Here is a 14,446-nt window from a genome sequence, read left to right as displayed (position 1 = left end):
AAGTTCTTATCTTTTTTTATTTTTAATTTAAAAAAGGAAACAATCGGTAATTTTGGTAAATATTAAATGAGCGAGGTGATTAATATTAAAAAGAAATGATATTTTTTATTAGCAACAACAATCGCGGTGATTATTGCTTTTTTAGTATTTTTTCTAAATGGCATTAAAATAACTTCTAACAATAATTCGCCCGAGATTAGCAATAATTCAGATGTTTCCGAAGTAGCACTTAATTTTATGACTAAATATCAACTGCCCTTAGTTAATAATCAAGTTCTTCCTAAGGCATATAAAATTCCCTATGTTTGGTTAGGAACTAACGTTGAGCAAATTTTAGTGCGCAATCATTTTATTTTCAATAATTTTCATTCGTTAGACCAGCGACTTCTCAGTCGCAAAGTTTATCAAAGTTTAACAATTGCTTTATTGCCAAAACCACAATTTATTAAGTGATACTCGCCAAAATTAATAACGGAAAAACTATTAGAACAATTAAACTTTCCCCATTCGATCATTACCCCTGTGTTAAAAATTTTACATAGTAATTTTTTAGCCACGATGCAACTAAAAAATAATTTGCAACATTATTTGACAGGTAGTTATAAAAAATACTATCAAATTTTAATTTTGTTTGTGGTAATGTAATGCGCTTCCAATTGCAAAAGTTTCATCAGCAATGGTTTTTAATTGTCATTAGTTTTGTTATTAGCGAGTTATTTATTATTAATAAATTATATTATATGTTATTTTTACCCCTGAGTTTATTATTTTTTTTGCTCTATTGGCAAAGACAATTTTGATATATTTTTTTGGTCGGGTTGGGAGTAATCTTACATTTAGTAATCACCAAATTTAGTTGGCAACCACCTTTTCACCAATCAGGAATCCTAACCGGAAAGATCAGTTATGTTGGTAATCATTATTATTTTATAAAAATTGGTTTAAAAGAATATTATTATGTGGCGAACATTACCCTCCATCTGGGGGATAAGATCAATTTTCAAGGTTATCTTACTAATCTTTCCACCTCGGGAAATATTTATCAGTTTAATTTTAAGTATTGGTTACATAGCAATGGCATTGAACAAGCAATTAAAATTCAAAAAATTATTAATATTCAAGCTAGTAATGATTTACGAGAGACTGTTAGCAATTATTTAAAAGATCAAGATGTCATCATTAATGGCATGATAAGTTTACTTTTATATGGTGAGCGAACAGCAGCGGTTAATACTTTATATAATAATTTTGTTTGTTTAGGAGTTCTTCATTTGCTGGTTGTTTCGGGATATCATATCAATGTATTATTTTTGCTCTTAAATAAATTATTAAAACGAATAATTCCGAGACAAGGCAGTTGAATTTTGACTTGTGGAATTTTGCTTTTTTATTTATACTTATTAAATTTTGATCTAACAACATTAAAAGCAGTTATTATTTTATTTGTAAGTTTGTTTAATACCAATTTTTGCAAAAAGAAATTTAACCATAATCAGCGCTGATGTGCGAGTTTTTTATTAACATTATTGGCTTACCCCTCTGGTTTTTTAACGGTGGGCTTTATTTATGGTTTTTCAATGACATTATTATTTGCTAACTTATGAAGCAAGATCCGCCCCTTAGCATATTGGCAGCAACTTCTTATTTTAAATGGCTTTATCTTTTTAGTTGCCAGTGGTTGAAATATTTATTTTAATTTTAGTGTTAATTTTACTAGTGTCTTATTTAACATTATCTTAACCCCGCTAATTGCGTTTATTTATATAATTAATTTTATTATTGTGTTTATTAAACCGCTACATCTTTGCTACACTTGGTTTTATTTTATTTTGTATCATTATTCATTAGGACTTTTAAAAATTAATTTTGCTTGAAATGTGGGGGCCCTTAATTTTGCCATAATCTGTTGCTATTATCTTTTACTGCTTTTAGCATGTTACTACATTAAACATTTAAAAAAAGTTTTTATTAGCTTATTCGTTATTTTAATTGGTGTGATGTTTTCCTTTAATTTTTTAGTTAAACCAGCTTATTCAATCACAATGTTAAATGTTGGTAATGGTCAGACAATTATTATGGAAGATAAATGGCATAGCAAAGTTATTGCTTTTGATTTAGGAGTGGGCTATGGAGCATCTTCAACTTTGGTTAGTGATTATTTACGGTGAAAAGGAATTAATTGAATTAATATGGTTTTTATTTCCCATCGTCACGATGACCATAATAATAATCTTAGTGATGTTCAAAAGAAAATCTGGATTTTTAAACTGTTAAATAATGATTCGGTAACAGAAAAATACCAGATTGGTGATTTTACCTTGCAAGTCTTGCACCATTTTGAAAATGCTGGTGATGAAAATAATAATAGTTTAGTTATTTTAGGAACAATTAATAAGCATCATTTTTTATTAATGGGTGATGCTAGTAAAACGGTGGAAAATAAAATATTAAATTTTTTGTGGCAACCAATTGATCTGTTACAAGTTAGCCACCATGGTTCAAAGAGTGCTTCAAGTGAAGAATTTATTAGTAAAATTAAACCGAAAACGTGTTTTATTTCAGGTGCAAATGACAACCATCATAAATTTCCAGCGCCCCAAACATTGAACATATTAAAGCAATATCATTGTCAAATTTATCAAACTAATATTTCCCATAATTTAGTTTATAATATAAATGAAAGTGCAAAAAGTTATCTCACAACTTTTTAAGATATTAATGAAAGGAAAGCGACATGTTTTTAATCTATGGTGAAGATAGTTTTTTAATAAAAACCCAAAAAAATAAGATATTGGCTAAAATTAATCTTAATGATGAATGTGAAGTTGAAGAATATAGTTATTTGGAAACCCCATTATTAGATATTATTAATGATGCTAATACTGTTGCCATGTTTTCCGATAAAAGAATTATTGTTGTTAATGATTGTTTTTTCTTAACGGAAGAAAAAATTAAGGCAAAAGTAGATAATAAGGAATATTTGCCTAATTTATTAGAATATTTAGAAAACCCTAATCCCAATACTTATCTCATATTTATCTGTCCAGTTAATAATATTAGTAATCGTTTAAAAATCACGAAAAAAATGTTGGCTTTAACTAGTGTGTTAAAGGCAATTAATTTATCATATCCGGAATTGCTAAAATTTATTAATGATTTTATTGCCAAACATCAGGCGACGATTTCTCAGCACGGAGTTGAAAAAATTATTGAATATTTACCAAATAATTTATATATTATTCAAAATGAATTGCAAAAATTAATCTTGGTCAATTCCAATATCACAGAAGAGATTATTGAAAATAATATTACTAAGTATCTAGATACCGATATTTTTAAGTTAGTTGATTATTTATTAGATAATGATTTAAATAATTTTTTAATTAATTACCATTATTTACAAGAGCGGGGGTTAAACAATATTGCATTATTGGCTTTAATTGCTAATAGTGTTATTTTAACGCGTGATATTATTATTTTATCGGCCACTAAAAAAACGCACTCTGATATTGCTAGTACTTTAAAAATTCATCCGTATCGAATTAAAAAAATTTCTGAGCGTTTAAATAAATTTAATATTGAAAAAGCAAATAAAATTATTATAAAATTGTTTGAAATTGATTATAAAATAAAAAAAGGTATAATAAATAAAGACATTAGTAGTGATTTATTTTTAATTAATTTATTTGATTTAAATGAATAGACTATAATGAATAGATGTTATGGAGATGGTTCAAAAAAATGAAAGAAAATAAATTATATGCCCACATTGTTTATGCTTTATATAATACGTTTAAAGACGATAACATTAAAGCACAAATTATTGTTAATTCTGAATTTAAAGCGTTAGTAATCAAACAAATTTGTTCTTTATTAACTTTAGAAAAAGAATTTGATGCATCATTTAACGATGAAAAATATACCATGGCCTTTGCGCAAGCGTTAGCCAATGTGACAAATGAATCAGCCACCATTGAAAAAATTGATGGGGCAACTTTCAATCAATTAGATGAAGACTATGTTGAATATATTAAATATATTTGTGATAATTTTAAAGTTGAAAAAGACTACATTACACAGGAAAATGTTGTTACCATTGATGGCATTGACCAAATTGCTGATTTTGTTGATGAAAAAGCAATTGATAATGCTCGTGATCAGATGAATAAAAAAGCGGCTAAGGAATTGGAAAAAGATCAGCACCAAGATTCTACCCAAAATACTGGACCGATGACGGGAGCTGGAATGGGAATGAATGCTTTTGATCCAAGCAAACTAGACATGGGCCAAATGATGCAACAAATGGCTAATATGCCAATTCATCCCCGTTTAGACCCGCGTTTTTATCCTTACCGCACTAAACCTAAATTTATGCCATTATTTAAAAAAATTGTGGCTGGATTAGTGATCCTAGCGGCGGTTGGTTTAATTATTTTATGATTATTAGGGTCATTTCTCGGAATTACTATTGATACGAATGTAATTGTTTATAAATGAAACGGGTCTGTCATTATTGTTGGTGGTGGCGCTGATGCGGGCATTCATGCTGGAAATGATAATTTTGTGGGACCATTTCCATTTTCTTCCAAGTTAAAACTGGCGTTAGCTGGCGCTGGTTCAATGAGTTTATTTAGTGGATTATTACCGATTATTCCTGCAATTTTTATGGGTTATGAATTATTAGGAACAAAACGTTTTAAAAGAGATAATTATACTGTTAAAATGCTAACAGTCGGGATTAGTGTTATTATTTTATTATATTCTTCTCTTTCATTAATTAGTATTTTGTTACCTAATTATGTTAGCAATATTGTTAACGGTCTTGGTGTTCCTAAAAGTGGGCTTAATGTTGGTGATTCAAAGTTATTTGGTGGAATTCTAACACCGGATTCTGATCTACAGCAAACTTTAAATAATATTATCAATGAAATTAATAATAGTTCTTCGTATAAATTAATTTATGCATTTAGTGTGATCTTTATGATTGCCGGATTAGTTGCTTCCCTTGCTGCCATTGCTTTAATGGTTGTTGCTCCTAAACTTGACCGTAATAAATTAGTGCGTGCTAATGAAGAATACCAAAAAGCAGTTAATGCCGCAATGCGTGGTGAAAAATATACAATGGATCCTTCTTTATTTGATGAAGAATTTAGAGAAGATAATCCGTTTAATCCTTTTGGAAATAAGGATAAAAATAAGAATAATGACCAAGATGATGAAGATAATTAGAATTCTAATTATCTTTTTAAATTAAAATAAAAAAATAGTAACTACTTTGATAGTTACTATTTTTTATTTAATACCAGTCTAATTATTTCCTAAAATTAATTTACACGGATCATTAATTTACTTTTCATTCTTGCTGCTTTATTAGCATGATAAATCCCTTTAGTTACAGCTTTGTCAATTAATGAAACAGCACTGTTTACTAAATCATTAGCATTTTCTTGTTTTTCTGCAATTGCTAAATTAGCTTTTTTAATTGCTGTTTTAATTGAAGATTTAAATGATTTATTAGCTAAATTAGCTTTTTCATTTGTTTTGATTCTTTTAACTTGTGATTTGATATTTGCCATTAATATTCATTCCTTTCATTTACTTAGACACAAAGGAATTATAGCAAATAGATATATATGTGTAAATATAAAAACTTAGTTTTTTAGAGAATTTATAATTTTTAGACTGATAATTATTTTTCTAAATTATGAAACTTATTGTTTTTTAGTGTTTAGTTAATTAAGATATTAGCAGGGAAAGTTAAAAACTTATTAACTTCATTTATAGCAATTGTAATAACTATATTATTTTATTTCCCTAAAATTTTTAAAAGAAAGGAAAATAAAGAAATGAAAAAGTTATTAGCAATTTTTGGCGCTGTTGGTTTAACAGCAACCGGAGCAAGTAACATTGTTGCTTGCCATAAAGAAGAAACAACAACGGGGATTACAGAAGAAGCACAAAAAGCTATTAATAGTTATATTACTTTTACTTTTGTTAGTCATTTATTTACTAAAAATAGTGATGGTAGTTATTCATTAGCTCAAAAAGGTCAAGGGACATTATCATTAATACCTGACAATATAATGGATATGAATTCGGCCAAAATTAATGGTGTTGACATACCAATGAGCATCTTATCTGCTACAGGTATAGTATACTTGGGTAATTTTATTACTAGTTTAGGGTTTAATTCCGAAAGTTTGGACCCAATGGGTAATTATGATTTATCCCAAATTACTATTGGAGAGAAAGGAACAAGCACATTTGTTAAAACTGGCGATGATACAAAGTTTACAGCCAATTGAAATGTTAATGTTGACCTAACTAGTGGTGATAAAACAATAAACTTTACTAATTCAGGTAGTTTAGAATTTGAAAAAAACTAAGAATATAATTTCTTAGTTTTTTAAATTATATATTATTTTTAGGATTTCATTGTTTTTTAAATTTAAAGGAATAGAATATATATGAAAACAAAGACACATATACAAGAGAGGTTTTCCCTGATGATTACTATTGATAAAATTAAGGAAGCACGAGATAGAATTAGTGATTATATTAACTCTGATAATATAATTCATGATTTGGCACTATCAAAAATGCTTAATGCGGAAATATATTTAAAATTAGAGAATTTACAACGAACAGGAAGTTTCAAAATTAGAGGAAGTTTAAATAAGATTCTTTCTTTGAATGAAGCCGAACGTGCTAAAGGGATTATTGCTGCATCTGCTGGCAATCATGCTCAAGGTGTTGCCTTGGCATGTTTATTAACAAATACTAGATGTACTATAGTAATGCCAGAAAATGCACCAAAATCAAAAATTGAGGCAACTAAATTATATGGTGCAGATATTATTTTATCTGGTTCTAATTTTGATGGGGCGTTAAAAACTGCATTAGAAGTTCAAAAATTACAGCAATTAACATTTGTACATGCTTTTGATGATGAAGAGGTTATTAGTGGGCAAGGTACTATTGGATTAGAATTAATTGAACAAGTTAAAGGTTTAGATACAATAATTGTTCCCGTTGGTGGTGGCGGTTTAATTTCAGGTATTGCTATTGCCGCAAAAACATTAAATCCAGAAGTTAAAATTATTGGTGTTGAAGTTGAAAATGTGCCATCTTTAACTAAAGCCTTTGAGTTTGATAGATCAATTGAAGTTGAACCTAGTAAAACAATTGCGGATGGTATTAATGTGCAAAAAATTGGTTTAATTACTTTTGAAATTTGTAAACAATATGTTGATGAAATTGTTACTGTTTCAGAGAAAGAAGTTAAAGAAGCAATTTTGTTTTTATTAGCAAAAGACAAAATTTTAGCAGAAGGTGCTGGCGCTGTAGCTTATGCAGGAGTTTTATCTGAAAAAATTAAATTAATACAAAATACTAATGTGACAATCATTATTTCGGGTGGAAATATTGATTTATCTAAATTAAATGAGATTTTGAATGAAAATATAAACGACGGTTAGGAGTTTATTTTTTTAATTTAAAAATGAAAAATTTTGGTTTATTTATGATATAGTTTAAGTATGAAAGATGTTGATCTTTCAAAAATTAAATAAAATAAATATGGTTTTTAATTAGGGAATTGTGTTAAAAGCACAAGCTGTACCAGCAACTGTAAAACTGACGAACACTGTAATAACCACTGAGAAAATTTCTTGGGAAGGGCAGTAAGTAGGTTGAAGTAAAGCCAGTAGACCTACCATGTTTTTGAACTTTGATTACTTCTGGAATAAAGTAATCCTGTAATTTATTTAATTTTTGTATTTTTACAAAAATGAAAAATAATAAATTATTGAATTTTATTAACAAATACAACAAAGATAACTAAATATTATTTTTGTTTATTTAAAGTACTTAAATAATAATTAAAACAGAAACGGGGAAAAGCGGGAATGAAATTAAATGACAAAAAGTTTTTATATAACAAAGAAACTGATGGAGGAACTACTTCAACAATAAGCAGTATTATTAGTAATTCGTTTGCTATTTTTACTAAAGAAAATCCTTTAAAATCATATGATATTGATGCCTTAAAAGAAGAAATAATGAAAATTGTTAATGTTGAAAAAAATGATTCAACTTATGAAAATGCTAATATGTCAGCAGATACACCAGCTGGTCAAATGATGAATATGGCTGCAACAACTGCCAAAGAATATGCTTTACGCTTTTTATTAAGTAAGGAATATCGTGATGCTCATCAAAATGGGGATATTCATATTCATGATTTAGACTATTATCCATCAAAAACAACAACATGTGTGCAGTATGATTTAAAAGATATTTTTGCTAATGGTTTTTGAACAAAGAATGGAATGGTTCGCGAACCACAAACTATTCAGTCTTATGCCACACTAGCAGCAATCGTTTTTCAATCACACCAAAATGAACAACATGGTGGTCAAGCAATTCCAGCTTTTGATTATTTTTTAGCTCCTGGTGTTTTGAAATCATTTCGCAAAAATTTAGTCAAACAATTAGAATTTATTTTAAAATTAAATAATTTAAAAAGCCAAGCAAATTGACAAGCACTAATTCAAACAAAAATTAACACTATTGATTTGCAACTTAATAAAGAAGCACAACTTGAAATTAGTAAATTATTAAATTTAAATATAAACCAAGTTAAAATTGCTTTTGAGGAGGGATATCTTACAACAGAAAAAGAAACTTTCCAAGCAATGGAAGGATTTATTCATAATTTAAATACAATGCATTCACGAGGAGGAAACCAAGTTGTTTTTTCATCAATAAATTATGGAACTGATACTTCTTCCGAAGGAAGAATGGTGATAAGACAAATATTATTAGCAACTCAAAAAGGACTTGGAAAAAACGAAACCCCAATTTTTCCTATTCAGATCTTTAAAGTTAAAGCAGGAATTTCTTACTCGGAAGAAGATTTTAATTTAGCAATTAATAATTGAAAACAAGCTGAAAAGGGGTTACTAAATTATAAAACTAAAAACTTTGATTTATTGATTCTTGCTTGCCAAACGAATTCAACTCGGTTATTTCCTAATTTTGTTTTTTTAGATACACCATTTAATAAGCATGAAAATTGAAATCCTGCTGATCCAAATAATTATTTAAATGAAGTTGCGACGATGGGCTGCCGGACAAGAACTTTTGAAAATGTTAATGGATATAAAACACCAGTTGGTCGTGGTAATATTTCTTTTACAACTATGAATTTACCGCGTTTAGCCATTGAAGCGGTGAAAGAAGTTAAAGAAGAAAATTTATCATACGATGATTTTTTAAAAAAAGTAAGTGCCTTATTTTTAGAAAAAGTAAGAACAATGAGTATTTTAATTGCTAAACAGTTAAAAGAACGTTTTGATTATCAAAAAACAGCATTATTAAAGCAATTTCCTTTTATGGTAAAAAATAATGTATGAAAACATCATAAGGACATTTCAAAAGATGAATATGTTGGAAATATGATTAACCAGGGTAGTTTAACAATTGGTTTTATTGGTGGGCATAATGCTATGAAAATGATCTTTGGAAAAGGCCACGGTGAATCAGATGCAGCATATGATTTATTATACCAAGCAGTATTAACAATGAATGAAATTGCTAATCAATATAAACAAAAATATAATTTAAACTATTCAGTTATTGCCACTCCAGCCGAAGGATTATCGGGACGTTTTACTAGAATGGATGTTAAAAAATATGGAGTTATCCCTGGTGTTAATGACAGTAATTATTATGTTAATTCATTCCATGTTGATGTTAAACAAGATATTAGCATTTTTGAAAAAATAAAAAAAGAAGCACCATTCCATGCAATCACATTAGGTGGACATATTAGCTATGTTGAATTGGATGGCGCCATGAAATATAACATTCCTGTTATTTTAAAAATAGTTAAATGTATGTTTGATAATAATATTGGTTATGGATCAATTAATCATCCAGTTGATGTTTGTTTAGAATGCCAATTTTCAGGAATTATTCCTTATGCATGTGATAAATGTCAAAGCAATAATATTCGCCGGATCCGCCGGATTACTGGTTATTTAACTGGTGATTTAAATAGTTGAAATTCAGCGAAAAGATCAGAAGAACATGACCGGGTAAAACATGGAATTAACGAAGATAAATAACTTCAACATTAAAGTTTTAAAAATTTATCCGGAAACAACTAGTGATGGCCTTGGGTTACGTTATAGTATTTATTTAGCGGGTTGTCGGCATGCTTGTTTTGGTTGCCATAATGTTAGAAGCTGAAATCCTAATAATGGTCAACTTCTAGATGATAAATATCTTGCGGAAATTATTGACCAAATTAATGCGAATCCGTTATTGGATGGTGTAACGTTATCAGGTGGTGACCCATTTTATGACCCGCTATTTTTAAAACAACTGCTAGAATATTTGAAAAAATATACTAACAAAAATATTTGATGTTATACAGGTTATACATATGAACAAATTATAAACAAACCAGAGTTAAATGCGTGTTTAAAATATATTGATGTCTTAATTGATGGGCGTTTCGTTTTGGAATTAAGAGATGTCTCACTTCCTTTTAAAGGTAGCAGTAATCAGCGGACAATTTATTTAAAAAATGGTAAACTTGATTTTATTGATAATTAGTTAGAAATTATTAAATCAAGTTTTTTATTTTTAAAGGAATTCTTTTTTTTATTAGTTAAATTATTTATGAGAAATTAATAACAAAGGAGGATTCTTAATGAATAAACTATTAACAATTATTGCAGCTAGCAATTTTTTAATATCAACCCCACTTTCTTTCACTCTTGAACAGACAGTTAATGGCCAAGTTTCAACCATCCTGAATAATGAAACTAACAATCTCCAAAATAAAAACAATTTAAAAATAGATTTATCAAGTGTAACCTACACCAAAACTTTAAATCAAACGGAATTGAATAGTAAACAAAAAACCTATTTTGATGCTAGTTCAGCGATAACTATTTTAGACTTGGATAGCTATGGATTAACAAAAAAACAGTTTCTTGATTTAGTACCAACAGTCAATTTTTCTCTTGCCAAAAATGAAATTGTTATTGATGATCATAAGTTTAAAGGTAGAGAAAACTTTAATTATATATTAGATCTTGCTAATAATTTTGACCTTGCTAAAAAAGGTACTGCAGTTCGTGGGAATTCTTCTATGGATGATTATAGAAAATTAGCATTATACAGTATATGATTTGCATTATATTGTGAAGATAATAGAATAAAATTAAGAACTGGTATTTATATAAAAAAATCACTATTAAATCCTAGCGAATTAAATGTAACATTTAATTTAAAATTTAAATATATCCAATTAGTACCATCTAAATTTTATTTTAAGAAATTGGATAAAATAATAATGTCAAAATTTCCTCGTATAGTTGATTTTGATAAAAGAGATGAAACAATTACAAATGATGAATTTAAAAGTAAAATAAAAAATAAATTAATAATATTGTTGCAAAATATTATTGGCAATGATTATGAAGTTTTAGAAGATTTTATTGAAAATATTATCTATGATGAATTAAATGAAAAAGTATCCGTAGTTTTTTCACAGCATAATATTGAAAATAAAACAAAAGAATTATGAAAAATTAGTTTTAAAATAAATTGAGTAGCATCTGAAGAATATTGAGTTAATTCAATGAAAAAACGTCTTATTATTATCCCAACAAATTATGGTGACATTTCTAAAAATGCAGAAAAAAAAGAATCTCAGTATTTAGAAACAAATAAAGGACTAATTTATAATGATCCCATAATTATTAAATTCAATAAACTTAACCGAAATGAATTTTTTTATATTAATGGAAAATTGATTGAAGAGAAAAATAAAGAAATTACCTATAAAGTTAATCCAGATTTAATTAAAAAAAATTACGAAATTAAAATAATTAAATATGATGAGTATCATAAACAAATTGCTACTTATTGTATTAATATTTTAATTGATCAAATAGCTAAAGCACTGGAATTAAATTCATTAAATAGAAATTCTGAAATTTTGTGGGTTGATGATAATTACAGAAACAACGATTTTTATGACCCATTAGATGCAAATAATAATTTAGTAAAAAATAATTCAACTAATAATGGTATGCTAGCACAAGGAATAGTCGCAAAAGATTTTTTTGTTGAAGATGTAAATCCTTTATATAAAGATACTATTATTCGTTATAAATTAAATAAAAGTTTAACTTTAGATAATAACACTGATATTATTAATGTTAATAATAAAAATAAGATAGTAGACCCCGGAATTTACTATTATATAGAGAAAAACAAATTTGGTTTATTTACTAATCGTTATGTTTTTTTAACAAAAAATAATTACTTTCAAAATTTTAGTGAAGAAATAAGAAATCCAAAAGTTAAAAATTTTTGGTCAACCATTCATGGTAGTCATTTAAAGCAATATTTATGAGATATCCATCATTTGAAATCTGAGGATATCAAAAAATTAGCCTTTGATGAAGTTGCTATTTATTGACGAAATTATGTTTATGATATTAAAAATAATATTTATCATTTAAATCCGAAAAATAATATTTTAGATTTATCTAATATCGAAGAACTAAAAAAAGAATTTCTTATTAGAGGCGATAACTTATTAGAATTAAAGAAACAAATTATAAATTTATTAATTATTAAATTAAATAAATATAATTTAAAATATTTGAGTGATTATCAAATTTTTATTGGTAATAAAAATATTGAAGATTGCCAGCAAGAAATTCTCCCATTATTAGACTTTAATGCTCAAGATAGTGCTAATTTATCAATTAGAATTCAAGCTATGCCAACATCACTTAATTTACAAGGACAAACAGTTGTCAATTTTATAAATCATCGTAACCTTAATAATTTGATTAATATTACTAATAGTAGTTTAAATTCTTTTGAAGATAATTTTAAAAATTATAGTGTAGAAGATTTTAAAAAATATGTAATTAATTATATTAACAACTATTTTTATAAAGTAAATAATTTGAGCATAGAAGCAGGAATTGACTATAAGATTAAATGAAATAATATTAAAATTAACGATTGATTAAAATATGGTAAAGATAACCCCCTTGAAATTAGATTAACTGCAATAAATAATTCAAATTGAATTAGGGGGACAAAATTAATTAGGATTATTAATAATGCTAATTTAGTTAAACAAAATTTAACAAAAGAAGATTTAACATATTTCCAAAAAAATGTGAAATGATTAATGCCACTAATTGCCTTGGGGGTCTTAATGTTAATTTTTAGTTCTTATGTCTTAATTCATAAACTAAAAAAACACATTAAAAATGGAAAAAAATAATATAATATTATTAGTGAGGTAAAATTATGAGAGAAAAATATGCGTTAGTAACTGGTGCATCTTCTGGGATCGGCTATCAATATTGTCAAGAGCTTCTTTTATTAGGGTGGACTATTATTGGTGTGGCAAGAAATGTTGCTCCCTTAGAAAAACTGAAGGAAAAATACCCTTCCCAAGTCATAACTTTTAGTTATGACTTATCAATTCAAGATAATGTTTATGACTTATTTCGTTCTGTTAATAAATACCGAATTAGTTTATTAATTAATAACGCAGGGTTTGCTAACTATGGAAGCTATAACAAAGTTAACATTGATGCTGATCTTAATTTAATTGATTTAAATATCAAGACGGTACTTCTTTTAACAAAGTTATTTTTAGAAAAATTTACAAAAGAAAATATTATTGGTCGAGTTTTAAACGTGGGCTCATTAGTAAGTTTTACTCCAAGTCCGTTTTTATCTTCTTATGCTGCTTCAAAAGCATATGTTTTAAATTATTCGGTTGCTTTAAATACCGAATTAAAAAAACAAAAATCACTAAATAGGGTAATTTGCATTTGTCCAGGAGTCTTAACAACTAATTTTTGGAAACGTGCTAATTTTAAAAAACCAACCAAAAAAATGATTGGCGAAATGAGTGTTGAGAAATTTGCTCACAAATCTTTAAGACAAAGTTTAAAAACAAACAGAAAAAACTACATCATTATTGGTCTTGCAAATAAAATATTATGATTTTTAATTAAAATTGCCCCACAAAAATGAAGTACAAATATTATGTATAAAATATTTCGTTAATAACTAGTAAATTAGGTATTTATTTAATATAATAAATAGAGGTGAAATTTATGGAAAAGCAAGAAAAAACAACAATGATGAAGCAATACATCAAGCCTGATAAAGATGATAAAATATGAATTTATGATAATGGTCAAAAAACCAAAAATTTTAAAACAAAAGAGAAAGCAGTTCGTTATGGAATTAGAAAAGCTAGAAAAATGGCTAAACATGTGGATGTTGGGCTATGAATTATGCGCAAAAATGGTACTTTTGAGGAGGAACGAACTTATCATGCTCGTAAACCACTAAATAAAGATCAAAATAAATAAAAAACTAAGTT

General features: G+C 27.0%; 12 protein-coding genes and 1 riboswitch. Of the genes, 11 read left to right on the top strand and 1 reads right to left on the bottom strand.

Annotated elements, in window-relative coordinates; genetic code table 4:
• Positions 1–66 precede the first annotated feature (66 nt).
• The 4 genes from QPK10_RS01600 to QPK10_RS01585 are packed head-to-tail and all read left to right on the top strand — an operon-like array spanning position 67 to position 5,229.
• Complete coding sequence (locus tag QPK10_RS01600) at positions 67–645, top strand: hypothetical protein (protein ID WP_368486291.1); 579 nt, start codon at positions 67–69, stop codon at positions 643–645.
• On the top strand, positions 645–2,711 hold the full coding sequence (locus QPK10_RS01595) for a ComEC/Rec2 family competence protein (protein ID WP_368486290.1): 2,067 nt from the start codon (positions 645–647) through the stop codon (positions 2,709–2,711). Before QPK10_RS01600 ends, QPK10_RS01595 begins: the two co-directional genes overlap by 1 nt.
• Positions 2,712–2,734: 23 nt before the next feature.
• Positions 2,735–3,703 (top strand): DNA polymerase III subunit delta, encoded by a 969-nt coding sequence (gene holA / locus QPK10_RS01590; protein ID WP_368486289.1) that lies wholly within the window; start codon positions 2,735–2,737, stop codon positions 3,701–3,703.
• A gap of 38 nt (positions 3,704–3,741) precedes the next feature.
• On the top strand, positions 3,742–5,229 hold the full coding sequence (locus QPK10_RS01585; RefSeq protein ID WP_368486288.1) for a hypothetical protein: 1,488 nt from the start codon (positions 3,742–3,744) through the stop codon (positions 5,227–5,229).
• A 95-nt stretch (positions 5,230–5,324) separates the two neighbouring features.
• Here the strand turns inward: QPK10_RS01585 and rpsT are convergent, their stop codons facing one another.
• Complete coding sequence (gene rpsT / locus QPK10_RS01580) at positions 5,325–5,576, bottom strand: 30S ribosomal protein S20 (protein WP_368486287.1); 252 nt, start codon at positions 5,574–5,576, stop codon at positions 5,325–5,327.
• 270 nt (positions 5,577–5,846) lie between these two features.
• Here rpsT and QPK10_RS01575 point away from each other — a divergent pair, with 270 nt between their 5' ends.
• The 7 genes from QPK10_RS01575 (at position 5,847) to QPK10_RS01545 (ending at position 14,435) form a co-directional block, all read left to right on the top strand.
• A complete protein-coding gene (locus QPK10_RS01575; protein WP_368486286.1) occupies positions 5,847–6,386 on the top strand; it encodes a lipoprotein in 540 nt (179 codons plus the stop codon).
• A 120-nt stretch (positions 6,387–6,506) separates the two neighbouring features.
• Positions 6,507–7,478: a threonine ammonia-lyase gene (gene ilvA, locus QPK10_RS01570; RefSeq protein WP_368486285.1), complete on the top strand. Its 972-nt coding sequence runs from the start codon at positions 6,507–6,509 to the stop codon at positions 7,476–7,478.
• Between the two features lie 84 nt (positions 7,479–7,562).
• Positions 7,563–7,734: riboswitch (cobalamin riboswitch) on the top strand.
• Positions 7,735–7,907: 173 nt separating this feature from the next.
• Positions 7,908–10,130 carry an anaerobic ribonucleoside triphosphate reductase gene (locus QPK10_RS01565; RefSeq protein WP_368486284.1) on the top strand — a complete coding sequence of 741 codons (2,223 nt, stop codon included), beginning with the start codon at positions 7,908–7,910 and terminating at the stop codon, positions 10,128–10,130.
• Positions 10,131–10,137: 7 nt separating this feature from the next.
• Positions 10,138–10,623 carry an anaerobic ribonucleoside-triphosphate reductase activating protein gene (gene nrdG, locus QPK10_RS01560; protein ID WP_368486490.1) on the top strand — a complete coding sequence of 162 codons (486 nt, stop codon included), beginning with the start codon at positions 10,138–10,140 and terminating at the stop codon, positions 10,621–10,623.
• A gap of 97 nt (positions 10,624–10,720) precedes the next feature.
• Positions 10,721–13,327 (top strand): hypothetical protein, encoded by a 2,607-nt coding sequence (locus QPK10_RS01555; RefSeq protein ID WP_368486283.1) that lies wholly within the window; start codon positions 10,721–10,723, stop codon positions 13,325–13,327.
• A gap of 26 nt (positions 13,328–13,353) precedes the next feature.
• Positions 13,354–14,124 carry an SDR family NAD(P)-dependent oxidoreductase gene (locus tag QPK10_RS01550; protein ID WP_368486282.1) on the top strand — a complete coding sequence of 257 codons (771 nt, stop codon included), beginning with the start codon at positions 13,354–13,356 and terminating at the stop codon, positions 14,122–14,124.
• Between the two features lie 50 nt (positions 14,125–14,174).
• A complete protein-coding gene (locus tag QPK10_RS01545) occupies positions 14,175–14,435 on the top strand; it encodes a DUF2188 domain-containing protein (RefSeq protein WP_368486281.1) in 261 nt (86 codons plus the stop codon).
• The last annotated feature ends 11 nt before the right edge of the window (positions 14,436–14,446 follow it).

It is taken from the genome of Spiroplasma sp. DGKH1 (assembly GCF_040940205.1).
In the GTDB taxonomy this organism is placed as follows: Bacteria; Bacillota_I; Bacilli_A; order Mycoplasmatales; family Mycoplasmataceae; genus Spiroplasma.
The sequence above is the reverse complement of the archived record's forward strand: the minus strand, read 5'-3'. Positions and strand labels throughout refer to the sequence as shown.